At 27.3% G+C, this 26,503-nt stretch carries 27 protein-coding genes; 18 read left to right on the top strand and 9 right to left on the bottom strand.

Annotated elements, in window-relative coordinates; translation table 11 throughout:
• Positions 1-3: 3 nt before the first annotated feature.
• Together lptB and I1A51_RS13695 are read left to right on the top strand one after the other, a co-directional pair.
• Positions 4-744: an LPS export ABC transporter ATP-binding protein gene (lptB, locus tag I1A51_RS13700; RefSeq protein ID WP_196894851.1), complete on the top strand. Its 741-nt coding sequence runs from the start codon at positions 4-6 to the stop codon at positions 742-744.
• Between the two features lie 226 nt (positions 745-970).
• The gene (locus I1A51_RS13695) at positions 971-1,768 is read left to right on the top strand and encodes a carboxypeptidase-like regulatory domain-containing protein (RefSeq protein WP_196894850.1); all 798 of its coding nucleotides are present in this window, start codon (positions 971-973) and stop codon (positions 1,766-1,768) included.
• Positions 1,769-1,925: 157 nt separating this feature from the next.
• Here the strand turns inward: I1A51_RS13695 and I1A51_RS13690 are convergent, their stop codons facing one another.
• The 3 genes from I1A51_RS13690 to I1A51_RS13680 all read right to left on the bottom strand — a co-directional run bounded on the left by I1A51_RS13690 (position 1,926) and on the right by I1A51_RS13680 (position 7,247).
• Positions 1,926-4,184: a M1 family metallopeptidase gene (locus I1A51_RS13690; protein WP_196894849.1), complete on the bottom strand. Its 2,259-nt coding sequence runs from the start codon at positions 4,182-4,184 to the stop codon at positions 1,926-1,928.
• Between the two features lie 68 nt (positions 4,185-4,252).
• Complete coding sequence (locus I1A51_RS13685) at positions 4,253-4,756, bottom strand: DUF6702 family protein (protein WP_196894848.1); 504 nt, start codon at positions 4,754-4,756, stop codon at positions 4,253-4,255.
• Between the two features lie 580 nt (positions 4,757-5,336).
• Positions 5,337-7,247: a hypothetical protein gene (locus I1A51_RS13680; protein ID WP_196894847.1), complete on the bottom strand. Its 1,911-nt coding sequence runs from the start codon at positions 7,245-7,247 to the stop codon at positions 5,337-5,339.
• Positions 7,248-7,424: 177 nt separating this feature from the next.
• On the opposite strand from I1A51_RS13680, the gene I1A51_RS13675 reads away from it, so the two are divergent.
• Positions 7,425-8,675, top strand: a complete 1,251-nt coding sequence (locus tag I1A51_RS13675) for a PKD domain-containing protein (RefSeq protein WP_196894846.1) — start codon at positions 7,425-7,427, stop codon at positions 8,673-8,675.
• 92 nt (positions 8,676-8,767) lie between these two features.
• Here the strand turns inward: I1A51_RS13675 and I1A51_RS13670 are convergent, their stop codons facing one another.
• Positions 8,768-9,529 (bottom strand): prolipoprotein diacylglyceryl transferase, encoded by a 762-nt coding sequence (locus I1A51_RS13670; protein WP_196894844.1) that lies wholly within the window; start codon positions 9,527-9,529, stop codon positions 8,768-8,770.
• Positions 9,530-9,535: 6 nt separating this feature from the next.
• The gene (locus tag I1A51_RS13665) at positions 9,536-9,991 is read right to left on the bottom strand and encodes a DUF4064 domain-containing protein (protein WP_196894842.1); all 456 of its coding nucleotides are present in this window, start codon (positions 9,989-9,991) and stop codon (positions 9,536-9,538) included.
• A 171-nt stretch (positions 9,992-10,162) separates the two neighbouring features.
• Here I1A51_RS13665 and I1A51_RS13660 point away from each other — a divergent pair, with 171 nt between their 5' ends.
• The 3 genes from I1A51_RS13660 to I1A51_RS13650 all read left to right on the top strand — a co-directional run bounded on the left by I1A51_RS13660 (position 10,163) and on the right by I1A51_RS13650 (position 12,292).
• Positions 10,163-10,729 (top strand): Crp/Fnr family transcriptional regulator, encoded by a 567-nt coding sequence (locus I1A51_RS13660; RefSeq protein WP_196894840.1) that lies wholly within the window; start codon positions 10,163-10,165, stop codon positions 10,727-10,729.
• Positions 10,730-10,802: 73 nt separating this feature from the next.
• Entirely contained in the window at positions 10,803-11,204 is a 402-nt protein-coding gene (locus tag I1A51_RS13655; protein WP_196894838.1) for a hypothetical protein, read from the top strand.
• 215 nt (positions 11,205-11,419) lie between these two features.
• Complete coding sequence (locus I1A51_RS13650; protein ID WP_196894836.1) at positions 11,420-12,292, top strand: cation diffusion facilitator family transporter; 873 nt, start codon at positions 11,420-11,422, stop codon at positions 12,290-12,292.
• 34 nt (positions 12,293-12,326) lie between these two features.
• Here the strand turns inward: I1A51_RS13650 and I1A51_RS13645 are convergent, their stop codons facing one another.
• A complete protein-coding gene (locus I1A51_RS13645; RefSeq protein ID WP_196894834.1) occupies positions 12,327-12,884 on the bottom strand; it encodes an RBBP9/YdeN family alpha/beta hydrolase in 558 nt (185 codons plus the stop codon).
• Positions 12,885-12,971: 87 nt separating this feature from the next.
• Between I1A51_RS13645 and I1A51_RS13640 the strand changes: the two genes are divergently transcribed.
• From I1A51_RS13640 to I1A51_RS13620, 5 genes are all read left to right on the top strand, one after another.
• Positions 12,972-13,862 carry an AraC family transcriptional regulator gene (locus I1A51_RS13640; RefSeq protein ID WP_196894833.1) on the top strand — a complete coding sequence of 297 codons (891 nt, stop codon included), beginning with the start codon at positions 12,972-12,974 and terminating at the stop codon, positions 13,860-13,862.
• Positions 13,863-14,336 carry a hypothetical protein gene (locus I1A51_RS13635; RefSeq protein WP_196894831.1) on the top strand — a complete coding sequence of 158 codons (474 nt, stop codon included), beginning with the start codon at positions 13,863-13,865 and terminating at the stop codon, positions 14,334-14,336.
• A 109-nt stretch (positions 14,337-14,445) separates the two neighbouring features.
• Complete coding sequence (locus tag I1A51_RS13630; protein ID WP_196894829.1) at positions 14,446-15,084, top strand: MBL fold metallo-hydrolase; 639 nt, start codon at positions 14,446-14,448, stop codon at positions 15,082-15,084.
• Positions 15,085-15,294: a hypothetical protein gene (locus I1A51_RS13625; RefSeq protein ID WP_196894827.1), complete on the top strand. Its 210-nt coding sequence runs from the start codon at positions 15,085-15,087 to the stop codon at positions 15,292-15,294.
• 178 nt (positions 15,295-15,472) lie between these two features.
• Positions 15,473-15,829, top strand: coding sequence for a DUF1330 domain-containing protein (locus I1A51_RS13620; RefSeq protein WP_196894825.1), 357 nt, complete (start codon positions 15,473-15,475; stop codon positions 15,827-15,829).
• Between the two features lie 141 nt (positions 15,830-15,970).
• Here I1A51_RS13620 and I1A51_RS13615 read toward each other — a convergent pair whose 3' ends face one another.
• Positions 15,971-16,708: a hypothetical protein gene (locus tag I1A51_RS13615; protein WP_196894823.1), complete on the bottom strand. Its 738-nt coding sequence runs from the start codon at positions 16,706-16,708 to the stop codon at positions 15,971-15,973.
• Between the two features lie 262 nt (positions 16,709-16,970).
• Between I1A51_RS13615 and I1A51_RS13610 the strand changes: the two genes are divergently transcribed.
• Both I1A51_RS13610 and I1A51_RS13605 read left to right on the top strand, forming a co-directional pair.
• Entirely contained in the window at positions 16,971-17,978 is a 1,008-nt protein-coding gene (locus I1A51_RS13610) for a 2-hydroxyacid dehydrogenase (RefSeq protein WP_231374037.1), read from the top strand.
• Positions 17,979-18,001: 23 nt separating this feature from the next.
• Positions 18,002-18,535, top strand: a complete 534-nt coding sequence (locus tag I1A51_RS13605) for a DUF1572 family protein (protein ID WP_196894821.1) — start codon at positions 18,002-18,004, stop codon at positions 18,533-18,535.
• Positions 18,536-18,566: 31 nt separating this feature from the next.
• Here I1A51_RS13605 and I1A51_RS13600 read toward each other — a convergent pair whose 3' ends face one another.
• Positions 18,567-20,882, bottom strand: a complete 2,316-nt coding sequence (locus I1A51_RS13600) for a zinc-dependent metalloprotease (protein ID WP_196894819.1) — start codon at positions 20,880-20,882, stop codon at positions 18,567-18,569.
• A 143-nt stretch (positions 20,883-21,025) separates the two neighbouring features.
• Here I1A51_RS13600 and I1A51_RS13595 point away from each other — a divergent pair, with 143 nt between their 5' ends.
• A complete protein-coding gene (locus I1A51_RS13595) occupies positions 21,026-21,790 on the top strand; it encodes a TIGR02757 family protein (RefSeq protein WP_196894817.1) in 765 nt (254 codons plus the stop codon).
• 41 nt (positions 21,791-21,831) lie between these two features.
• Here I1A51_RS13595 and I1A51_RS13590 read toward each other — a convergent pair whose 3' ends face one another.
• Entirely contained in the window at positions 21,832-23,484 is a 1,653-nt protein-coding gene (locus tag I1A51_RS13590; protein ID WP_196894815.1) for a hypothetical protein, read from the bottom strand.
• A 131-nt stretch (positions 23,485-23,615) separates the two neighbouring features.
• Between I1A51_RS13590 and I1A51_RS13585 the strand changes: the two genes are divergently transcribed.
• The 4 genes from I1A51_RS13585 (at position 23,616) to rpsF (ending at position 26,503) form a co-directional block, all read left to right on the top strand.
• Positions 23,616-24,221: a hypothetical protein gene (locus tag I1A51_RS13585; protein ID WP_196894813.1), complete on the top strand. Its 606-nt coding sequence runs from the start codon at positions 23,616-23,618 to the stop codon at positions 24,219-24,221.
• 6 nt (positions 24,222-24,227) lie between these two features.
• Positions 24,228-24,560: a hypothetical protein gene (locus tag I1A51_RS13580; protein ID WP_196894811.1), complete on the top strand. Its 333-nt coding sequence runs from the start codon at positions 24,228-24,230 to the stop codon at positions 24,558-24,560.
• Position 24,561: 1 nt separating this feature from the next.
• Positions 24,562-26,079 (top strand): peptidoglycan-binding domain-containing protein, encoded by a 1,518-nt coding sequence (locus I1A51_RS13575; RefSeq protein ID WP_196894809.1) that lies wholly within the window; start codon positions 24,562-24,564, stop codon positions 26,077-26,079.
• Between the two features lie 82 nt (positions 26,080-26,161).
• The gene (gene rpsF, locus I1A51_RS13570; protein ID WP_196894808.1) at positions 26,162-26,503 is read left to right on the top strand and encodes a 30S ribosomal protein S6; all 342 of its coding nucleotides are present in this window, start codon (positions 26,162-26,164) and stop codon (positions 26,501-26,503) included.

Raw genomic sequence — 26,503 nt, 5'->3', positions numbered from 1 at the left:
GATATGATATTAAGAGCAGACAACATAATTAAAAAATACGGAAGTAGAACTGTTGTAAAGGGAATTTCTGTAGAAGTAGAGCAGGGGCAAATTATTGGACTTTTGGGTCCGAATGGTGCTGGTAAAACAACATCATTTTATATGATTGTAGGAATGATTGAGCCAAATGAAGGACATATTTATCTAGACGATACAGAAATTACAAAATTTCCGATGTACAAAAGGGCACAGCAAGGAATTGGGTATCTTGCACAGGAAGCTTCTGTTTTTAGAAAATTAAGTGTGGAAGATAATATTTTATCAGTGCTTCAATTTACGTATAAGTCAAAAAAAGAACAAAAAGAAAGACTAGAAGAACTTATTGATGAATTTAGTTTAGGTCATGTTCGTAAAAATAGAGGAGATTTATTATCAGGAGGAGAGCGAAGAAGAACGGAGATTGCAAGATGTTTAGCTTCTAATCCGAATTTTATTTTACTAGATGAACCTTTTGCTGGAGTTGACCCGATTGCAGTAGAAGATATTCAAGAAATTGTAGCGAAACTAAAAGATAAAAATATCGGAATCTTGATTACAGATCATGATGTACAAGCAACTTTAGCGATTACAGATAAAACTTATCTAATGTTTGAAGGAGGAATTTTGAAAGAAGGAACTCCACAAGAATTAGCTGATGATGAAACAGTTCGAAAAGTTTATCTGGGAGAAAGTTTTATACTTCAGGAGAATAAGTTTAAAAAATAAAAAAATAGAAGGCACTTTTTAAAAGTGTCTTTTTTTTGGTTTAATAAAGATTATTTATTTCTAATAGATTAAAAATTAATTTTTTATAAAAAAATGGAATGATTCTAGCTTAAGTTTGTCTAAATTAGAATCATTAAAATATTCTAAAAAAATAGATTAAAGTCTTTTTTATTACAGACTTTGTTTATTTTAGCCTTTATTCAATTACATTTTACACAAATAGAATATGCAGAAGAAACTATTTTTACTACTATCTTTACTATTTATCACAAGTTATTCTTTTTCACAAGAAACAGAAGAAACTCCAACTCCAAATAAATTAAATGGACAAATTATTGATGGAACTACAAAAAGTCCAATAAATGGAGCACATATTTATAATTTAAATACTGTAATTGGTACAGCAACAAATAATCAAGGAAATTTTGAAATTTCAGCGCAAGCAAATGATACCATTTTTGTTTCGCACGTTGGTTATCAACCGATAAAACTTAGAATTACAAACGATTTATTAAAAGGAAATGAATTAGTAATTTCAATGTATGAAAAAACAGTGCAAATTGCTGAGGTAAATATTAAAGCACATGATTTAGTTGGTGTTTTGGAAGTAGATGTGAAAAATATTCCAGAAGATAAGTATACAAGAATTCATATCAATGGATTAAAACAAACATATGAAGTAGGAAAACCTTCTAAAAAAACGTTTAGTTCCCCTGTAGATGCTATTTATCATCCTGTAGATTTTCTCTATAATTTGTTTGGAAAAAAACCTAAAGAGCTAAAGAAGTTGAAAAAACTTAAAGAAGAAGATAATCTAAGAAGGCTTTTAGAGAGTAAGTTTAATAGAGATTTAATGATGGAATATTTAAACTTAAGTAAACAAGAATTAGATAATTTACTAGATGATTGTAATTATAGTAAATATTTCATTGAAAAAGCAAGCGATTTGCAAGTGATTGAAGCAGTTTTAGAATGTTATGAAAGTCACAAAGCAGTAAAGCAAGGAAGTACAAAAAGAAAGTAAAAAACAAAACATATTTATAAAAAAAGAGCTTAAGAAATTAAGCTCTTTTTTTATGTCTTAAATTAAAATGTAAACGTAATTTGAGAAATAAAATAAGTAATAAAAAAACCGAAAGAATTAATTCTTTCGGTTTTAGTTTTATATTGAAAATCTATGATTATTTAGATTTTTTGTTTTTAAACTCTTCAAATTTAGAAGGCTTCGCTTTTGGCCAACTATTGTTTGTTTGGTCAATATCAGCTAATTCGTTTTCTGGATCTACAGTAATAGATTTTAATTTCTTATCAAATCCGAAAACTTTCATTACTTCTTTATCGTTAAATCTCCAGATTTGTGCTGGGAATTGTTTACGTTCTTTTGTTCCATCTTCAAATTCAAACTCAACAATAAGTGGCATTACTAATCCACCAGGTTTTGAGAATGTAATTTCATAGATATATTTAGCAGAAGTTAATTCAGCTTTTGCTTCTTCGTCTAAATGTTCGTTAATATGTCCTGATAAAACAGCGTAATCTTCTGGCTCAACACTTTTTAATTTCTCATCAAATACTTCACTTTTCTCATTAACTAAGAATAAAGCAGGTCCGAATTGATCGATTGACATTCCATATCTTTTAGCTAATTCAAGAGCTTTTGGAGTTGGTTTATCTGTTACATAGAATAAATTTACATCTTTAATTGCAATATCATTCCAGTCTGTAGTATAGAACCATCCTCTCCAGAACCAATCTAAATCAAATGCAGAAGCATCTTCCATTGTACGGAAGAAATCAGCTGGAGAAGGGTGTTTAAACATCCATCTTTGTGCATAAGTTCTGAAAGCATAATCAAATAATTCTTCTCCCATAATTGTTTTACGTAACATCCATAATCCAGCAGCTGGTTTTGCATAAGCATTTGCTCCGAATTGGTAAATGTAGTTTGATTGTGTCATAATTGGAGAAATTCTACTTTGATCTCCACCCATATAACCAACAACTTTTGTAGGTAAACTTCTTACTGGGAAATTAGGATCATACTCATATTCAGCTAACATTTCAACAAAAGAATTAATTCCTTCATCCATCCAAGTCCAACGACGCTCATCAGAATTTACAATCATAGGGAAGAAGTTATGTCCAACTTCGTGAACAATTACACCAATCATTCCATATTTTACTCTATCAGAGTATGTCCCATCAGGTTTTGGACGACCATAATTGAAACAAATCATTGGATATTCCATTCCTTGTCTTCTAGCATGTACAGAAATTGCTTTATGATAAGGATAATCAAAAGTCATTCTTGAATAAGTCTTCAATGTTTGTGCAACAACTCTAGTTGAATGTTCTTCCCAAAGAGGGTTTCCTTCTTTTGAGAATAAAGAATAAGCCATAACAGTCTTACCATTTACATCAACAGCCATTGCATCCCACATAAATTTACGAGAAGTAGCAAATGCAAAATCTCTTACATTTGTAGCTTTATAATGCCAAGTTTTTTTCTTAGTTGAACGTCCTTTTTCTGCTTTTTCTGCTTCTTCAGGTGTTACAATATACATTGGATTATCAAACGTTTTTTGTGCTTTTTCAAAACGTTTGTATTGCTTATTAGTTAATAAACTTTTTGTGTTTTGTAAAACTCCTGTAGCATTCATCACGTGATCTGAAGGAACAGTAATTTTTACATCATAATCACCAAATTCTAAAGCAAACTCACCACGTCCCCAGAATTGCATATTTTGCCATCCTTCAATATCGCTATATACAGCTAATCTTGGGAAAAATTGAGCAATAACGTAGATATTGTTTCCACTTGGAAAAGGCTCATATCCAGAACGTCCACCTTCTTTGATGTAATTATTTATATTATACCACCATTTAATTGAAAACTCATAAGTTTCTCCTTGTTTTAAAGGTTTTGGAAGATTGATTCGCATCATTGTACGATTAATCATATAAGATACATCTTTACCTGCTGCATCTTTTACATAATCAATTTTAAATCCACCATCAAATTTATGTCCCATGATTTTTTTTGTAAAATCTTCTGGACTATAAACAGTATTTACACCTTCAGAACTTTGATCAGGAGATTTAGAATCTTTTGCTCTTACATTCTGATCTAACTGAACCCATAAATATTCTAAAGGATCTTGAGAATTATTGTGGTAAGTAATTTTTTCTTCTCCGTAGATGCGATTTTTATTCTCATCTAGTTCTAACTCCATCACATAATCTACCTTTTGTTGTGTGTACATTGGTCCTGGAGCACCTGAACCTGTTCTGTACATATTTGGAGTAGGTAGTTCTTCGTTTAACTGTTTAAATTTACTAATGTTGTAATGACCTGTTTTTTCTTGATTTTCAGTTTCTTGAGCGAAAATTGCAGATGAAATCAAGAAAAGAGATAATAGTGAGTGTTTAAATCTTCTCATGAAAGTTAGTAATAAGTTTAGTTTAAGCTCCGAAAATACTTATTTTTTTTATACTTAACAGAATTTTATTAAAAAATTAACAATCCTTTATTTTCTCGTTTTGTTAAGTGAAAAGTTTTATATTTTCCATTGATTTCCAGTTTAATAATATTTCTTTGTTCTGGATAAGTTTCCATAATTGCCGTGTTTTTTATTTCAAACGACTTTATTTCTTCTTGAAATGGAATTTCTAAATAGAATAAAACGATATCTGTATCGTATTCTTTACCGATATATTTAAATTTTTGTTTCTTTTTATTTATCCAAATTTCAAGATGTTTTTCTACATAATTTTTCATTAACTCTTTCGCATCTGGAGCTTCTTTAGGTGTGTCTAATTCTAAATCTTTTTGATGTAAATTTTCTAAAGTCAATTCTAAATCATCAATAAAAGCATTTGAAATGATTTCAAAACTTTTGTTCTTTTCATTGTATTTTATATCTGTTAAAGAAATATAATATTTATGTAATGTAAATGAAGAAAGACTTATAATTAACAATAGGAATAAACCACTTTTTTGGATAAATTTCATGTTCAGATATATTTAATTCTGCTACAAAAATAACGAAGTTTCTAATACTATTATTTTTTAAAAAGAAATTTTTAAGAGATAATAAAATGTGTAGATTTTAATAAATGTTATTAAAAAATTGAATTTCAATAAATTAAGAAATACTTTTTTATTATATATTAAATAATTGTTAAAAAACTAAGAAGAATAGGAGGGATTTAATATTATAGTGTTATATTGCAACTCAATTTATAACAAGAGTGCCAGACAAAAATCAATTATTCTTTACTAATTACCACATTAGATTATTTGATTAAATACACCTTTTAAATAATTGTTTTTATATAACGTCCGGTACTCTTTTTCATAAACTGACTTTTCAGTATCCTAAAATTATATCTTTTTATTGAGATATGAAAAGAAATTCCTGTTTTTTATATTTATTTTATTTTTAAACTCTTAAATATGGTGTATTAATTATATTTTTGTTAAAAAAATATATTATGCGTAAATAAGAATAAAAAACGACCTGAATATTTTAAATAATTCAAGTCGTTTCTACTATTTTTTTATGCGTAAAAAATACAATTTATTCTAAAAATCAACTACATGTCAGGTTTTGTGCATAATTTTTATCACAATATTGTATTTCTTCCTTTAAATTTTCAAGCTTCGTTTCTAAATCTGTTTTATACTCTAATAACTTTATTGAAGATTCTAATTTTGCAATATCTTCATTCACTAAAGTTTTAAAATCGTCAATCATTAAAATAATACGTTCCAATTCACTCGCAATAAATTTGTCCGATTCAGAAGCTGTTTCATTTTTGTTTGAATTATTAATAAAACTATTAAAACATTCTTTTTTGCGAATAAAAACAAACAAATCTCTTCGCATATTTTTCTTTAAATCAATAATCTCTTCTCGTTTACTCCTTAAACTCTTTCGTTTAATTTTTTCTCTAAAATTTGTCAACGTTGGTCGAACCTTTTCTTCACAAACTTTACATTTAGATAAATTTATTTGTTCTGTCAACATATTATATTGCTCAATAGTCTCATCCGTTACATTTCCATTTACAAGTGGAACCAACATCAAGCGATATTTATTCTTCTGTAAAGCTTCTTCAATTTTTGCAATAGAACTTTTAATCTCATCATAATCTGCCGTATTTTTCTTAGAATCCGGCAATTTAATGATGTATAAAACATTTAAATAATTTTCCAATGTTTCATTTTTTTCAAATGCAATTGATTTATTTTTTGAAATTTGATTTAAGGTAATAGTAAACGTTTTTACATCTTGTAATTCAGAATATTTTTCTAAATATTGATTTGCAAGTGTAAGTAATTCTCGATATCTAGGTGCAAAATCATTTTGATAAGAAGAGTTATTTTCAAAAATAGAATTGTTTTCATCAATAATTTTTAATAATGTTCGATAAGAAGACATCACAGAATAAAGATTTAATTCTTTACTTGCAATAGTTGTTTTCTTGTATTCACGAGAAAAAATGTTGATATTTTTCTTAAAATCAATAAATGCAGTGTAAAATTCTAATAATTTTCTTTGTTGCTCACAAACCTTTTCTGTATTGATGCTCGTTTGACAATCTTTTGTAATTCTCTGCTCGTAACCAGCCACAAAATCAGAATCAATTTTATCTCCTAAAACAGCTGGCGGAACATATTTAGAACGATAATTTACAACAATGAAATATGGAATTCCTCTAATATTTAAAATCTTACTTAATTTTTCAATATTCAATTCCGCAGAAATATTATCATCATGAATTTTCTGTACATATTTATCCAACTTATTTTGAACTTCTTTTAATTTTCTAATTGGTAAAGAATTAAAAGTATACACCTTGATAGAATGTGGTTTTTTCTCAAAATTTGTATCATTATACAGATTGATAGAAGAACGAAAAGTATATTGTCTTTTTGAAAAACTTTGTTTAAAAAATCTTCCTAATTCTCCTAAAAGACTCATAATTCCATTGGTTGGTTCAGGTGCTTCTGCAATATTGATTAATTGATCAGAAAGTGCTCTTAAAAATTTATTTCGATTGCTATCCGTTACAATAATTCCATCGATATCTGCATTTACAACACCATTAGTTTTTGCAAGAGGATAATCATCTAAAAGACGAATTCGTTCATTTCTTTCATAATGTAATTTTGTGATGTTATTTTTTCGGTCAGATTCAATTTGATAACTATATAAAGGATAAACCAAATTGTTCTGTTTGGCATCAAAATAATTTGGAAGCGTAGCTGTTAAAGTTAAATGCTCCACTTTTTCTCCTTTATTCTTTTTCGTCCTAACTAAATTGATAAATGAATTTTCATTATACAAATAAAAATCTGTAGTCAAAAATTGCCACTCTTCTGAGAAATTAAATCCAAAATAAGCATCGTGAACCAATTTGGTTGTTATTTTTCCGTTTTGAGAAAAAGCAATGCTAAGATTCAAAAATAATAATAAATAGAGTAAAAGTTTTTTCATATTTCTTTAAAAATTTAACAAGTGTTGTTAAAAAACGAGCACATTTATAAAAAGACAAATCTACCTTAAAACTTGAAAATTGCAAATTTTCTTTTTTCTTTTGTAAAATCTATGAACATTATATTTTTTTTAACAAAAAATTAACCCACAAAATAATAACGATAAAAACATCTATTTATGAAACAATTTTACAGTTTTTTTGTAATCGCTTTATTTTCAGTAATTACAATTTCAGCACAACAAAAGAAAATTTTATTTATTGGAAATAGTTATACTGGAGCCAATAATTTACCAAATTTAGTAAACCAGATGGCAACCTCAACTGGAATCGATTTAATGGTCGATAGTCACACTCCAGGAGGAACTAGATTGATGAATCATGCCGCAAGTGCGCAGACTTTGGCTAAAATTAATGCAGACCAATGGGATTTTGTGGTTTTGCAAGCGCAAAGTCAAGAACCTTCTTGGGGAATAGCACAAGTAGAGGAAGAAGTTTTTCCTTATGCAACAACTTTATGTGATCAAATAAGAGAAAACAATGCTTGTTCGATTCCTGTTTTTTATACAACATGGGGAAGAGAAAATGGAGATGCAAGTAACTGTCCATTTGTTCCTGAAGTTTGTACTTTTGAAGGGATGAATAATCAATTAATTGATCGCTATACAACAATGGCAAATGATAACGAAGGTTATATCTCGCCTGTAGCTGTTGTTTGGGCAAATATTCGTGAAAATCATCCTGAAATTGATTTGTATACTGGTGATGGTTCCCATCCGACATTATCAGGTTCTTATCTTGCAGCTTGTACTTTTTACACAATCTTTTTTCAAGAAGATCCAACAGAAATTACTTTTAATTCTTCCTTAGAGACAGAGACAACGACAATCATTAAAAATGCAGTAAAAGAAATTGTGTTCGATGATTTAGAAAATTGGAATGTTAATGCTTATGATCCTATTGCAAATTTTGTTTTTACACAAAATGAAAATGAAATTACACTAACAAATACTTCTGGTTTAAGCGAAACTTATTCTTGGGATTTTGGTGATGGTTCTGAAATTTCTACAGAAGAAAATCCTGTGCATACTTATACAGAAGCTGGAACGTATACAATCACATTAACTGCTGAAAAATGTGGAGCAGAAAATGAAAAAACTCTTGAAGTTACAATTTCAGAAAGTTTAAATGTGGAAGTACAAGAAATTAAAAATATCAGAATTTTCCCTACAGTTGTAGAAGATAAAATTTCAATTATTGGAAATATAAATGGGAAACAAATTTCAATCCATAATTCTATTGGAAAATTAGTAAAAGAAGCTGCTTTTCAAAAAGAGATTTCTCTTAAAGAACTTACTCAAGGAATTTACTTTATAAATATTTTAGACAAAAACGGAGAAGTTTTAAAGTTTAAAATTTTAAAGAAATAAAAAATAGCACAATAGAAGCACAACTTTAGATATTCTGAAGTTGTGTTTCTATTATTAATATTGCTTAAAAAATAAATGAAAACTATTTGAACTTAAACGAGTTTTTGAGTCTTTTTCATTTTCTTTTGTGTAAATAGTAGAATGATTGTAATTGCAATAAATCCTAAACTAATAATTTGAGAAGGAGAAAGGAAAGTAATTCCTAAATCACCTCTTTCATCTGATCGGAAAAATTCAATTGCTAGTCGGAAAATTCCATAAAACAATAAATAAACTGGAATGCGATTTTCAAATTTCACTTTAAAAATTAAATAAAAGAAAAGTAGAAAATCAAAAATAGCTTCGTAAAGTTGTGTTGGATGAATCTTATGATTTCCATGTTCTAAAAAAGGTAAAGAACCTTCTGGAAAAGAAATTCCAGTAAAAGTATCTGTTTCTGCTCCATAGCAACAACCTGCGAAAAAACAGCCGATTCTTCCGAATCCTTGAACTAAAACTAAAGGAGGAACTATTAAAAGTATATTTTTTTTAAAATTAAGTTTAAAGATTAAGTTTCCAATTAAAAAAACTATAAAACCAGTAATAATTCCACCCAAAAGTGTAAAACCTCCATTTTTAAAATTTTCGAATGTAAATTCCATATTATGATAAAACATTTCAAAGAATCTTGCACCAATAAAACCTAAAATTAGTGTGGCAATAATGACTAATTTTAATTTGTAATCTTCTTGAAATGGAACTTTATATTTTTCACTTTCTTTATCAAAAAATAAAAAACCAAAGACTAATCCGATTCCAATCCATAAATTATACAATGGAAAAGAAATATGTAAAAATTCTAAATTCTGGAGCATTTTGTATTAATATATAATATCTTCTTTTTCTTGTTTAAAACAAATAATTCCTCCAATTAAGAAAAGAATTCCAACAAAAACATTTAAATAATTATTCACTAAAATTCCAGCAATAGAAACCACAGCAGCAATTAACATTAAAATTCCAGCAACGTTTGGCTTAGATTTTCCTAAAATTCCTCCAATTAATCCTAAAACTCCAGCGATAAGTAAAACCCAAAGCATGATTCCTCCAAATTCTACAGAACTTTTTAATTCTGGATCAGCGATAAATTGTTCCGTAATTTCTTGAATTTCTCCGTTAGAAACTTCATCTCCATAAGATTGAACTTCTTGAACGAATTCCATAAATTTCCCATTACCAATTGCACATATTGGAGAACATAAAGCTCCCGGAATTCCTAAAACTCCTCCAATAATTCCTAGAACTAATGGTGTTTTTGATGTACCTTTTTGACTCATTTTTATTTGTTTTGATTGTTAATTTTTGATTAGCACTTTTTAAAGTTACTAAGTTTTAAAAAGCAATTATAAATTTTTTATTAAATAAGTAGTAATTATTTTTAAAATGTTACAAGATGTGTATTTAGATTTTGTACTTTGTTTAAATAAGATTTGAAAGACACCTAATAAATGGAAGAATTAGAAGAATATTTAATACAGAATTTCGATGTTTCTAAAAATGAAATAGATAATGTCTTAGAAAAATTTCAACTAATTGAAATAAAGAAAAATGAATATCTTTTACGAAGTGGAGATATTTGTGAATATATTTATTTTGTTGTTTCAGGATGTTTGCGTACTTTTTTTTATAATTCTGAAGGATTTGATTCTACTAGATATATTGCTTTTGAAAACAATTTTATTGGACCACTTCACAGTTTTATACAACAAATTCCTAGTAATGAAAATATAAGTGCAGTAGAACAGAGCAAAGTCTTAAGAATTTCACATAGAGATTTTAAAGAAGGAATGAATTCAATACCTGTAATTAAAGATTTGTACATTCAATTTTTAGAAAAAGCCTATATCATGAATTATTGGAGAATTGAAACATTTTTGAGTTTAGATGCAAAAGAAAGGTATGTATATTTATTTAATAATAATAAACTTATGATAAAAAGACTTCCAAATAAAATTCTTGCATCATTTATTGGAATTGCACCTGAAAGCTTGAGTAGAATTAAATCGAAAATTTAATTTATTAACTAATGTTAATGTTTTTATTATCCAACTAATTTAAATTTGTAAAATCATTTTACAATTAAAAATTATGAAAGCAAGAATAAACATAAAGCAAATAGTATGTTATTTTATGTTACCATTAATGCTACTTTCTGCTTTTTTTAAAATTTTTAGGTTTGGACCAGCTGAAACATTTTATGCATACCCATTACCTGAAATTATGTTGACGGGAATTCCATATATTGAAATAATTGGAGGAGTTTTGTTATTTATAGGAGCAAAAAAAATAATTTTTAGAGCTATTGGTGGAATTGTTTTAATCCCACTTTTAGTAGGAGCAATTTTTTCACATATCGTTTTTGGATGGCTTCATTTATTTAATGGAATAAATGAAAATAAAATATTAGTCTTGCCTTCTTTTTTAACTTTATGTATTGTTTTATGGATTTCATATAAACCAATTAAAAAATTATTTCTTAATCTAGGTTAATGCACAAAAAATCGCATAATTCTAAATTTGCTACATCCTTTTTAAAAGAACTATTTTACAATACATTTTATGACGAGGCCAAACATGTAGATACCCCAAATATCGTGATTGTTTGGCCATTTTTATATTTTTTAAAATGATAAAATTATAGTTATTTTTTTCCAATTGAGATTTAATAATTATTTTTAAATTGTTTTAAAAATGATGAAGAAAGAATGCTGAATAAAGCACAAATAGCAATTAAAACAATTTATATAAGTATCATAGGTAACTTTTTGTTAGCTGTGGTAAAGGCAACTTCTGGAATCTATGGAAATTCTTATGCTTTGGTTGCAGATTCTCTAGAATCTTGTGTTGATGTTTTTGCTTCTTTAATTGCTTTAATTGCTTTGCGTTATGCAGCAAAACCTCCTGATGAAGATCATCCATATGGCCATGGAAAAATCGAACCTTTAATTACTTTTTTGACAGTTCTTTTCTTGGTAAGTACAGCTACAATTATCGCACATCAAAGTATTATTAATATTCAAGAACCTCATGAGCCACCAAAAACTTTTACACTTTTTGTTTTAGGAATAATTATTATTGGTAAAGAAATTTTTTATCGTGTTTTAACTAAAAAAGGGAACGAAACAGATAGTAGTCTTTTAAAAGCGGAAGCTTGGCATCATCGTGCAGATTCTTTAACTTCTGGAGCTGCGTTTATTGGAATTTTAGTTGCGGTAATTTTCGGTGAAAAATATGCTGCGGCAGATGATTGGGCTGCATTATTTGCTTCTGCGATTATTTATTATAATAGTTTCTTGATTTTTCGCCCAGCTTTTGGTGAAATTATGGATGAAAACTTATATGATGATTTGATTTTAAAAATTCGAAAAATTGCTAAAGAAAATCCGAGAGTTGTAGATACTGAAAAATGCTTTGTTCGAAAAACAGGAATGTATTATTTTGTAGATTTACATTTGATTGTTTCTGGGAAAATAAGCGTAAAAGAAGGGCATGAAATTTCACATGAAGTTAAAAAAGAAATTATCACAAAAGAAAAAGATATCATTGATGTTTTAATTCATATCGAGCCAGATGAATAAACCAAAACTAATCAAATCAGTTTTGGTAATTAATCTATTTATTTTCTTTGATTTTCCCAATTAAAAAAGGAAATTTTGTAAATCCATCTTGATCGATAAAATGTTTTCCTTCATTTAATAAATGAAAAGAACTTTCCAATTTTATTGCTAATTCTTCAGAAAATTTAAAAGAAATAATATCATCATCTTTTGCAGAAATAGAAATGATTTTTGAACATGATTTTTTAATTTTTTTATAATCTAAATCAATTTCCACAAATTCTTGTAATTCTGGAATTGGAGTTTTTTCTGTAAATCCAGAAATTAAATACAAACTATGAATTTTTGTGTTTTTCTGATTTAAATAATGTAATAAACTGACACAACCTAAACTATGACCAATTAGAATTGTTTTTTCATCTAAATATTGAATTTCATTATTTAAATGCTTTTCCCATTCTTTAAGTTTTGGAGCTTGTGAATTTGGCATTGAAGGAATAATTACTTCAAAATTTTCTTTTTCTAATTCTTTTTTAAAATGTGGAAACCAATTTGCATTCGGATTTGCTGTGTAACCGTGAATTAAATATATTTTTTGTTTTTCTTCTTTCATTTTTTATTTAAATAAAGATTAAATGGGCGCAAATGTAGTTTTTATTTCTTTTAAATTTTAATGTAATTTTACTCTAAAATTTATCCCATGCAAAAAATCCACTATTTCAATAACATAAATGATTTTCTAGAAGATGTAAATATTCCAACTTTAAAATTTTCCGAATTTTATATTGTGAAATTTGAAGATTATGATTCGAATGAAAATGGAAAATCACCTTATTCACATGATTATTTTGAAGTTTCTTTTTCTTTAGGTTATGATGCCATTGTTTCAGTGGATGAAAATTCTGAAAATGCAAAAGATTTTAATTTAACTTTTGTTTCTCCAAGACAAATTGCAGATTGGAAATTGAATTCAATGCAAGAAAAACGAAATAGTTATATGATTTTGTTTAAACCAGAATTTTTACCTTTTGCTTCGAATGTTTTTAATATTTATGACAATTTTCCTTTTTACAATAGAAATACAAAAGCGAGTTATAAATTAACGCCAGATTTTCGTGCAGAAATAGTAAAACAATTTCAACAAATTTATACAGAATATAAAAGCGGAAAAGAAGATTCTTTAGAGTTTTTAAAATCGTATTTGACAATTTTACTTTTCTCTATTAAAAGAGAATTAAATAATTCCGAAAAAATTCACTACATTAGGACAAGAGCAGAAGAAATTGCATTTCGATTTGAAAATTTGGTTAAAGAAACAAAACAAAAAAATCAAAAAATTGCTTTTTACGCAGATAAATTGAATTTAAGTGTTGTTTATCTTTCCGAATGTGTGAAGAAAGTTACAGGAAAAACTACAAAACATATTATTGATGATTATGTTATTTTAGAAGCTAAATCGCTTTTAAAACAATCGAATGCGACAATTTCTGAAATTGCTTATGAACTTGGTTTTGATGAAAGTTCAAATTTTACAAAGTATTTTAAAAAATTAACTGGAGTAAATCCAAAAACTTATAAAGAAAAAGAATAAATGTTTTGGGAAGAATTAGCAGAAAAAACAAATGGAATTTATTTAAATAAAGAGGAAGGATTTTTAATTGGAAAAAATGATATAGAAGTTATTTCCTATCCGAAAAATTGTATAAAAATTTATAGGAAAAAATTCAGAAATTACTGGTCTTTTGGAAATCCTAATTATGAAAAAATAAAATTAGAATTATTATTTTCTGAGAAAGATTTAGATACTTGTAAAATCATAAGAAATTCTTGGTTAAAAAGAATGTTTACAGGAAAAGAATATTCTTATATAGGAAATCAATTATTTATACAAGAAATACTAAAATCCAAAAGTATGCAATTCTTTAAAACAATTCCGAATTTAAAGATTGTAGTGAAGTCGAATTATATCATTATTTCTGGAAAGATTTATGGAGAAATGCAGATGAATTTGCAAGTTTTAGTTTTTGAAGCAAAATATTTTAAAGAAGATGTAGATAAGAAATAAATAAACTAAAAAAGGATTATTTACCTAGAATTTTACAATTTTTACCTGAAAAACGATTATCTTTTAAGAGTGATTTGTTATTAATTTTGAACTCTTAAAACAAGTAAAGATGAAGCAAATTTTCCCAGATATTTGGCAAGGTGAAGCAGGCGTACAATTCGGAACTTTAAGTATTCGAGCTTATTTTTTAAAAACTTCTGAAGGCAATATACTTTTTTATAATACAAAACAAGAAGAAGATTTTGAAGATATTCAAGATTTAGGAGGGTTGGATTATCAATTTTTAAGTCATTGTCATGAAGTGGATGCGTCATTAAAAGAGAATAAGAAAAAATTTCCTTTAAAATTAGCTGGACAACCAAATTTGAAAAGGTATTTAGAAGGAATTACAGATTTGGATATCTCTTTTGATTTTCAAGAAAATACGCCAACTATCGGAAACGTGATTGTTATTCCAACTCCTGGACATACAGATTCTAGTTTGTGTTATTATTATAAATCACCTTTTGGAAAATCGCATCTTTTTTTAGCTGATACGTTATATAATGATAACGGAACATATCGAACATTAGTCGTGAGACAAGATGGAGGAAATGTTGAAGAACTTCGAAAAAGTCTTTTAAAATTAAAAGAATTGCAAGTGGATGTTGTATATCCGAGTGTTGCTGTTGGAGTTGCAAGTAATTATTTTGAAGTTTCAAATAAAGAATGGAAAGAATTAATTGAGGGTTTAATAAATAGGTTATAAATGGTTTTAGTATTTAAAACAAAATTGAAGCAAATTCAAGAACATTTTGTAAAAACAGTATTATCAGAATTTCAAGAGATTGAAAAAATTCAAATTGATTTTGAAGATATCGATAAAGTTCTTCGAATTGTATCTAAAAAAGATTTGACAAAAGATATTATTCGAAAAATGAAAGAAAATAGATTGTATTGCGACGAATTGTTAGATTAGTTGTTAAAAATAAGAACCTAGAAAATCATCAGACAAATATTGTTTGGTGATTTTTTGATTTAAATACTATTTGAAAAAAAATAAAAACATAGAAATTTACTTTTTTAACCTAAAATACAATAATAAAACAATGATTTTAAACTCGTAATTTTGTTTTACTAATTAAAAACCTAAAGTTATGAGTACTAAAAAATTAATCCCAGCATATTTTATTGGAAGTTCATTCATGCCTGAAGGACATGGAGATATAATGCCTTATGGTGAAGCAGCACATCCAATTTTAGAAAGAGAAGGAGGAGAGTTAATTGTTGCAGGTTTTACGGAGCAACATTTAGAACATTTCGAAGGAGAATGGAAAGAAAATGCCAAACTAACAATTTTTAAATTTCCTTCGATGGAACATTTAATGCGTTTTTGGAATTCTCCTGAATACCAAGCAGTCAAACATTTAAGAACAGATGTGATTCCACCGAATTTTACATTTGCAGTTGAAGGCTATGATCCATCTGTTTTTTCTTATGAAGAAAAGGAATAGTTGAAAATATCGAATGGAGTTGATTTCAGAGTTTTAAATAAAAAACACTATTTGCGCAATGCAGATAGTGTTTTTTTGAATTATGATTATAAAATCCTCTTTTAACAGAGGGAAACTAAAAAATGTTCGATTCATAAAAATTTATTCCTCGAAACCTTCTGACATACTATGACGAACTAACAAACCAGTCATTACAGAAGAAACAACTAATTTTGTATTTTCGTCAATCGTATTGTGCATCCAAACTCTTCCATTATTTAATAAAGAAACTGCTGCGATAGATTTTCCATCTTGGATAAATTCAAAACCATGAACATCAATATTTATCCAATTAGCTTGATTTTCAATCTTTTTTACAGCTTTTAAAATAATTTTTTCTTTAGGGTTATGATTATTTACTATTTCTCCAGTCGTAGTATTTTCCCAAGAACCACCATCTGGTTCATAAATGATAAAATCCCAATTTAATTTTTCATTTTTAATACTTCCAGCAAAATAATCCTCATGATGAATAGAAATTGCAAAAAAATCATCAAGTAAAGGTATTTCAGCGCTTTTAAATTCTCCAATACAAAAGACTTCTGCTTTTTGATTATCAGGTGTTATTTGCTCAAAACGCAATTTTTCTTTTGCTCCTTGGAAATGTACTACAAATGGAAAGTTATAACCAAGATTCCAACCTCTTTTTATTTTAGAAGTTTTGAATTCCCCAAAGCGAATAATTTGATTGAATTGCCAACCTTGTCTTCCACTTACTTCGTGAATAGTTGTCTCTTGTTTCAAATCATTCGAAAGAACGATATTTGGTGTTTTACATGAAGAAAACAATGCGAAACCAAGAATAAGAGCTGTTATTGTTAATTGATTCTTACGCAACATAGGTTTACTTTATTAAATGTTATTTAGTATTCAATGCGCTAATGAAACAATTATTTTGGATGTTTCCCTACCTTTTCTTGTTAAAAAAAATACTTTAACATTTTATAACGCTTAAAACCATTGTTTTATAAATAAAAAAGAACGCTTGAATAAAAAATATTTTACAAGTTTTTTTGGAAATAAATAGGAGTAAAAGTTTTAAAATACACAGAAATTATAGTAAATTTTACAAGTTTTATAAACCTAAAAAAGACGAAGAAAAATGAGTAAGAAAATCAAAATTACGGTTTTTAATTCAAAACAATGGGTAGTAGATTCTTTTTCAAAAATAAATCAAAAATTTCATTTCGAATTAGATTTTCAAGAAACAAGATTGTATTCTAAAACTGCTTTATTAGCGAATGGAAGCGATGCTGTTTGTGTTTTTGTAAACGATGATGTAAATGCTGAAGTTATTGAAAAATTACACGATTTAGATGTGAAATTAATTGCTTTACGTTGTGCTGGATTTAATAATGTTTCCATTGAAAAAGCTAAAGAAATAGGAATGGAAGTTGTTCGTGTTCCTGCGTATTCTCCTTTTGCTGTTGCCGAACATACTTTGGGATTAATTTTAAGCTTAAATCGAAAATTTCATAAAGCGTATAACCGAGTACGTGAAGGGAATTTTGCTTTAGATGGATTGTTAGGATTTGATATTCATGGAAAAACAATTGGTGTGATTGGAGCAGGTAAAATTGGACAAACTTTTATTAAAATGATGTCTGGTTTTGGTTGTGAAATTTTAATTTATGATATGTATGAAAATCAAGAAATGAAAGATCTAGGAGCAAAACACGTTTCTTTAAATACATTATATCAAAAATCAGATATTATTAGTCTTCATTGTCCTTTAACTAAAGAAACTTTTCATATGATTGACGAACAAGCAATTGAAAAGATGAAAGATAAAGTGATGATTATTAATACAAGTAGAGGAAAATTAATTGATACGGATGCAGTGATTAAAGGTTTGAAATCAAATAAAATTGGCTATTTAGGTTTAGACGTTTATGAAGAAGAAGAAGCTTTGTTTTTTGAAGATTTAAGCGAAACAATTATTCAAGATGATCAATTTGTTCGTTTACAAACTTTTCCAAATGTTTTGATCACAGCACATCAAGCTTTTTTTACAAAAGAAGCAGTAACAAATATTGCAGAAACAACTTTTGAGAATATTCATGATTATTTTATCGAAGGAAAAGTGGAAAATAGTGTGATTATTGAATAATAAATTTAAAAATCAATTAAAAAATGAACGTAGAAGAATATAAAAAAGCAGTTTTAAAACAGTTTAATTCCTATAAAACATTTGCAGAAAAAACGATTTCACAATTAGATGAAAAAGATTTGTTTTGGCAATATAATGAGGAAAGTAATTCTATAGCTATTATCATTCATCATATGTATGGAAATATGCTTTCAAGATGGACCGACTTCTTAACTTCAGATGGCGAAAAAGAATGGCGAAATCGAGAAAAAGAATTTGAAAATTTAGCAACCACAAAAAAGCAATTAATGCAAAATTGGGAAAAAGGTTGGAATTGTCTTTTTGATGCGATTTATTCTATTAATGAAGAAACTATAAATTCGGATATTTATATACGAAATGAAAAACATTCTGTAGTGGATGCTTTAAGTCGACAAATGATGCATTATCCGTATCATATTGGACAAATTACATTTATAGGAAAAATGATTTTAGGTGAAAAATGGAAAAGTATGTCTATTCCAAAAGGAAAATCGGAAGAATTTAATAAAGAAAAATTTGGAAAAGGAAAACATTAAAAAAAGCAACTAATTAAAGTTGCTTTTTTGATTATTTCTTGAATATTTTTTTAATATAAAATTCATTTCCAATTTTGACTTTCAAAATATAAATTCCTACATTCAATTTAGAAATATCAATTTTTTCAAAATTATTTTTTTGTTGATGAACTAATTTTCCTAAAGAAGAATAGAGCTGAATATTAGAAATGTTTTTATTTGATATAGTTAAGTAATCACTTGTTGGATTTGGGTAAATTTCTAATTGTTTTGAATTATAATCTTCTATAGCCAAAGAAGAATCTATAGTGAATTCTTTCTTATTTACATTAAAAAAGATATTGTCAATAGCTTCTACTTTAATTCTTGCTTTTTCAGTATTTAAATTTGGTAAAGTAATTATTTCACTTCCATCATTTTCTGTGATTTCTGATAAAATGTGAGGAAAAGTAATTCCTCCATCTGTAGATAAACTGATTTTTACAAATTTTGTGTTTATAGGCTCTATGTCAGTTTCACCTACTTCCCAAGTAATTAATTGTTCTGAATTGCTTGGGTAAATCGTATAGTTTTCACTTTGACTTGTTACTATAAAAGGATTGGAATTTGTTACTTCTATTTGAATATCATCAGAATTAATTCCACTTGCGTTTATAATGGTATCATTAAATTTTAATTTAAAATTATCATTTACAGTTACTCTAATATTCATAAATCTTGGTGTAGTTGGTAATTGAGCATATTGACCAATAATAGTATTTTGTAAAACTGTTGTCATTTTTGGAAAAGTTCTACTTGGATTTTCAGTTGGTAATAAACGCATAAAAAGTGTTCCTTGTGAATCATCTTCAACAGGGAAATTTTGTTGGATTCCTCGATCCATATTATCCCAAACATAAGTTAAATTTTCAGAATCAACATCTGTTGCGTATGCAGTTAAAGTAAAAGGAGTTTCTTTTGGAATTGCAACATCAGGACCTGCATTAACTTCTGGAACTTTATTACCAGTTGGATAATTTATTCCAAGTTCAGGATTATTATTTAAGTTTAAAACTAAAGAATGGTAAGAAGTTGCGTGCGCTCTTCCTTGTCCATTTCCACCTTGAATTGTCCAATTTCCATTTTCAGTTTCATAATTATTCATTCCACCATTTGCAATAGTATGTGGCTGTGAAAATTGATGTCCGATTTCATGTCTAGTAACAGGGATATCTAATCCACCAGAAATTCCAGCTTTATAACTTCCAGCACAACCACCACCATGTTGAGAATTTGCTAAAATGACATGACTAACATCATAATTTTCTACGCCGATTATATTATCAATAACTTCTACTTGATCAGCCATAATTATTCCCACATTATCACAACCACCAGAATTTTCAGGCATATCATTCCACGGATCTGTTTCTGGATTTTCAAAAATGAGTAATTCATTATGTTGAACCAATTCAAAATACATACAATATTCTCTTCCATAAATTAAATTAATCTCATCAATCCATTCTTTTAAAAGAATTTTCACTTGTTCAACACCTCCATTTTCGGTTGTAAATTCTCCTGTACAGGAAACTGCCATTCGAACAATTTTTAAATTTTCACCTCTACTTAAATTCGTGTCAATAAATTCAGAAGGACAATTTAAAATTGTAGTTTTAGGATAAAAAACAGAATAAGATTCTTGATTTATATGATCTTCCGAAAATAAAAAACCAAATTCTGAAGAAATTTGATTCATAGGATATTCAAAATCATTATTCCAACTCCATTGTGCTCCTAGAAGAAATAAACTTCCTCCATTTTGAACAAATGTTTTAATCAAATTAATCTGACTTTCTGAAAATGGTTCAGAATTATTGTGATTATTTGCTAATATGAGGATATCTGTATTATTTAAAATAGTTGAGGTTAAATTTGCAGACGTGTTTTCTATAGAATATCCATTATTTTCTAATTCTTGTTGTAAAATACTAGAACTAGCAGAATTTAAACTACCATTTTTAATTGTAATTCTTTTTTCATTTTGATTTTCATTCAACCAATTTATGGAATTAAGAAAAAAAGATAAATTATCCGCTTCTTGGATATAACTATCTATGAAATAATAATAATCACCAATTCCAAGAATTTTTCCATTTTCAAATTCATTTTTAATAGCAACAAATTCCTTGTTTAAAGTACATGTTGTACTAATAATTGGGATTACATTTTCTTCATCAGTTATTTCAATTTTTCCAGAATAACCAATTACATAAATATCATCAACGTTTTCAAAAATAGATTCTAAATCTTGAGAAAAAAGATTTAAACTAAATGAAATAATTAAAATTAATAAGAGCTTTTTTTTAATGAGGTTAGTTGTTTTCATATGTTAAATGTTAATTTTTTAATAATATACAATTTTATTGCTGTATTTTATTTTAAAAATTTAATCTAATTGAATATCTTAAAAAATGCTTGAAATTTGAAATAAGAACTGTTTATTTGTAGATATTTTAAAACAAAACTGAAATGAATCAAAAAGAACTTAAAGAGTTTTTAGATTTTAAAGTAAAAGAATATAATACAATAGATTTTATAGAAACAGATCCTATTCAAATCCCACATAAATTCACTTTAAAAGAAGATATAGAAATTGCAGGATTTTTAGCAGCAACAATTGCTTGGGGAAATCGTAAAATGATTATTAGGAATTCAAATAAAATGATGGATCTAATGGGGAATTCTCCATATGATTTTATTTTAAATTTTGAAGATAAACATACTGAAAAATTGGAAGGATTTGTACATCGAACTTTTAATGCAACAGATTTTTCCTATTTTTTGAAAGCATTAAAACATATTTATAAGAACAAAGGAGGAATGGAAGCAATTTTTACAAAACATGCTACAAAAACTTCTACACAAATAGCAATCTCAGAATTTAAAAAAGTATTTTTTGAATTAGAACATTTACAACGAACACAAAAACATGTTTCTGATCCAAGAAAAAAATCGGCTGCAAAACGAATAAATATGTTTCTTCGTTGGATGGTTCGAAATGATGAAACTGGAGTGGATTTTGGCTTATGGAAAGAAATTTCACCTGGAGCTCTTTCTTGTCCTTTGGATGTTCATAGTGGAAATATTGCTAGAAAACTTGGTATTTTACAAAGAAAACAAAATGATGCAAAAGCTTTAGAAGAGTTGGATATTGCTTTAAGAAAAATGGATAAAAAAGATCCTGTGAAATATGATTTTGCGTTGTTTGGTTTAGGTGTTTTTGAAAGTTTTTAAAAAAAAAGAAGTAAATGTAAATTTACTTCTTTTTTCATTTTTTATTCTTTATAAACTATTCTGCTTCCGGCCCAATTATCTCCATCTCTTGTCATTCCCATAAAGTTTATATAAATATCTGAAAATTCATTTAAAGGAGGCAATTGAATAGAATTTATATAAGTTCCAATATCGTCCCAATCATCATAATTTGTAGTAACGCTTCCATCTGCATTAAATGCCATTGAAAATTTTATTTGGAATCCCCAATCAGATGATAATCTATAAGTAAGCCAACGTGCATTAGTTTCTCTTTTTGTAATATCAACATGTTGTATGTAGATTTTTTGTGGAGTTTGATAAATATATGTTACGGCTTTTTTACCTTCTCCTAATTTATTCATTAATGCTTCTGCATTATCCCAAACATAAGTCCAGAATTTTTCATTTAATTCATTTGCTTCAAGAGTTATATTTCCAACTTGACCAACTAGTGGTAAATTTGTTATTTCATGAACTATAATATCATTTGTAAAAGGTGTAGCTGGAATTCTTTCACTTGGCAAAGTTTGACCAATATAAACATTATACATCATATCATCTTCATTATATAATTTATCTCCATAATAATACAGCCTACTATCTGAAGTTAAATTTTGATAATCAGGAATTTGATCTGGAGCTTCAATAGCGAAATAAATCTGATCTGCAACTATTGCAATTTCATTTGCTTTTTTTCTGTGCCATCCTAAAACTCCATATTTTTTTTGACTTTTAACTTTTAATCCTATACTTTTATAGAAATAATAATTTTCATTGAAAAAAATTGTTTTAGCTCTAAGATGATCAGAATGATATGCAAAACATACTCTTCTAACTCCAAATATTCCAACATAACTTTGCTCACAAGGTTGAATATTTCTTAATTCTTCTGCTTTGTCTAATAAAGTTTCTGTATGAGCATTGTTAGAGCTATTTGAACTACCAGATCCACCAGCACTTAAACAAGGAAGAGATATAAAAAAATCAGATGGAGTACTAATATCATTTGCTGTAATAGGAGCTGTTACTTTTGTAGGCTCAAAACACGGTTCATCTAATTTACTTAAATATAAAGGCGAAAAAGCAGAAATATGATTACTTATTTGAATTACCCCTCGTTCGATATTATAACCATCATAATCTTCTGTTGTATTAAATCCAGCTGAATATACAAGTTCATCTATTTCATTTTTATATTCTAAATCAGAAAATAATAAACCAATTGGAGTAAATCTATAATATTTATTACCAATAATAACTTCCCTTTTAACAGTTAAAATAGATGCTACATTTTCATCATTTACAAGATCATCATCTTGTTCAATTTCTTTTCCATTAGAAACTCTAAGAGATTTTTCTTCTAACCATGGTTGAATATTTTTATCATCTTCTAAATGAAAATATGGAAATAAAGGAGTGAAGTTTTGATCATAATATCCATACATTATTTCTGAAATAGAATCATCATCTAAAGTTTTCAAATGATCAACAAAGGAACCCAGTTGGATTTCATCATCAAATTTTAGAATGCCATTTAAAACAGTTGGATAAAAATCAATTTTTCTAGAATCTAGAGTTTTGTTTGTTGCTAAATTAACATCTTCCTCTTTTGTACAAGATGTAACAAGTAATATTACTAAAAAAAATTTAGTAAACAATTTAATCGTTTTCATAATATATTTATTTTATTTCATAGACTTATTAGTAGCAATTTTCTATAAATATAGAGAAAAAGTTAAATAATTAAAAATAAATGCTTAAAAAAGTTAAAAAAAATTATATTTGATACTTAAATAAAATAATGATGAAATTGAATTACGAATTATTAAAGGAAGTTTATATAAAAAAAGGATACGAGTTTTTTGATAGAGGAACGTATAATTTAAATTTATTTGGAATTCGTTCGAATGATTTAAAAGTGAATGAGTTTAACGATTTTATGGGAATTGCTTATAAAGATGAACTTGGAAATGATCAAGTTTTTGTGTTTAAAGCAAGTACAAAACCAGGTTTGTATTATTTAAAACATAAAAAATTAAACGAAAATGGAACAGCAATTTTAATTCCAAATCAATACAAATCTGCTTGGCGTCTGGGATATCATAAAGGTTATGAAGCATTACAACAAAATACAACGAATTTCAAGGTTTGGAGAGATGCAGATAGCGATGGAGAATTTGATTATTCAGGAGATATTTATTCTGATGTAGCAGGATTAAATGCGCATACGACAAGTTTTAAATCAACAATTGAAAGAGTTGGAAAATATAGCGCAGGATGTCAAGTAATTCAAGACGATAAAGAATTTTTGATTTTCCTTTCAATCATTAAGAAATCGTTGGATTTCTATGGAAATAGTTTTACATACACATTATTTACAGAAGACGATTTTATAAACAATAAAAATTAAAAGAAAATGGGATTAAAAAGTGCATTAAAAAAATTAGACGAAGCAGTAGAAGATTTAACATCGTTACATGTACAAACTTTTGTAGGAACAATTCAATCTACTGATGAAAATGTAAAGTTTTCAGATATTAAAACTTTAGTAAATAACAGCGATACAAACTCAGATGTAAAATTAGTTGCAGAAACTTTAGCGCAATTTGATGGAGATTCATACAATTTTGTAAATGAAGATTGGGATCAATTGCCTAAAATAGCAATTGAAATTCATAAAAACGCTGTAAAATCAGGGGTAGAAACTAGATTAGGACTTTTAGATTTATTTAAAGATTTAATTGACTAAAATGACTTTCTCTAGAGAATATCCTAGTTATGATTTTCTAAATTCAAAGGATGCTGTTTCTAAAATAGCATCCTTTGAGTCTTTAGTGGAGAAAGCTTCTGATGAAGGAGTGATTAGTGATTTACCAAAAGATGAATCGGAAACATATGATTATGCAAAGCAGCGAATTCGAATTCAAACAATTGCGACAAGATTATATCTTTTGGGGTATTTAAATAGAAAATTAAAATTAAAAGAAGGGAAAGAAAATCGAAGAAGATTACGATTAATTAAAGAAGCTGTTGGGAAATTTCAACAAGAATGCGATTTAAAACAAGATTTTTGGGTTGGTGAGCAAACATGGAATGCTTTGGATGAATTGGTGAGTTTTGAATCGGAAATGAATGAAAAATTTTGGTTTGATGGAGAAGAAATAAAAGATTCCAGAAAATTTGCTTTACATCGTGCTTTACAGCTTCGACTTTGGGCTTTAGGTTTGCATGATGATGAACCAAATAAGCGATTTAAACTTCTGGAATTTTCAGATTTAAATGAATTTATACAAATTCAAGATATTTTTCTGTTTAAAAAAACTTTTGAGGTTGGATTAAATAAATCAACTGTTTTACGAATTTTTAATCAAGATTATATTACCCAACAAATTGCAAGACGTGTAGGAGAAAATAAGGATTCTTTTTATTTAAATGCCAAAACAAATGAAAGTCGTAAACTTGGAAAAAAGTTTATCATTAATACCTTAAAAGTAGAACTTTGGCTTTTAGGATTTGATGTTTCAATAGATGGAATTGATGATTATGAATATGAAGAAGGAGGAAAGCTATTTCTTGCTTTAAAGAAATTTTATATTCGATTTAAAAATAAATCTACAACAGAAGCTCATGAATTAGCAATGAAAATGCAACCTTTTTTGTTTTCAGAAATTGATGCGATAAATCATGAAGATTCAGTTATTAATGAAGAAGAACTTTGTGAAGATGTTGTTTCCGAAATGAATACACATGAAAAAATAAATACGATGTGGGAAACGATTAAAGACAAAGGGACAAGACTTTGGGATGGAATCAAAAGAATTTGGCGAGCAATTAGAAGAGTTGGAAAGAAAATTCTAGATTTTTTTGTCAATAATATTTATAAGGCATTTTTAAATTTTGCTACCAAGAGTTTTCATTATCTAAAAAATGGAATAAAAGCAATTGTTCAATCGATTTCAAATTATGTAAAAGGAAGGTTAGAATTTGAAAATTGTACCTATGTTTTTAGAAAAGATTTGGATACACAGATTTTTATTTCAGAAAATATAAGAGAAAAAGAAGCAAACAAAATTGTGTATGCAATACAATACCAAACAAAAGCTTTTCAAGTTGGTTGTAAAATTATTAGTTTTGTAATCCAAGCAATTCGAAAATTTACAATGGGAATATTTGGTTGGGCAAGATTTTTATATGTTTTGGTGAAGAAGTATAAAGATATTAAAGCAGTTATGAAAGATTTCCATTTTTTAGCGACAAATCCATTGTAATTTATTCCTAAAAGACTTTCCTGAATCAAAAAAAGTTTTATCTTTGCACGCTCAATTATTAAACAATAAATAATTATTAATTATGAATCATTACGAAACTGTTTTCATTTTGAATCCCGTTTTATCTGAAACTCAGATAAAGGAAACAGTAAAGAAGTTTGAGGACTATCTTGTTTCAAAAGGTGCAGAAATGATTTGGAAAGAAGATTGGGGATTAAAGAAATTAGCTTACCCAATCCAAAACAAAAAAAGTGGATTTTATCACTTATTTGAATTTAAAGTAAACGGAGAAGCAATTACTCCATTTGAATTAGAATTCAGAAGAGATGATACAGTTATGCGTTATTTAACTGTAAGGTTAGATAAGCACGCTGCTGCTTGGGCTGAGAAGAGAAAAGAAAGAGTTAAAGCATCTAAAAAATAA

Source organism: Aureivirga marina (assembly GCF_015767265.1).
GTDB classification, from domain to species: Bacteria; Bacteroidota; Bacteroidia; order Flavobacteriales; family Flavobacteriaceae; genus Aureivirga; species Aureivirga marina.
Note: the sequence above shows the minus strand (reverse complement) of the source record. Positions and strands in the feature narration are given on the sequence as shown.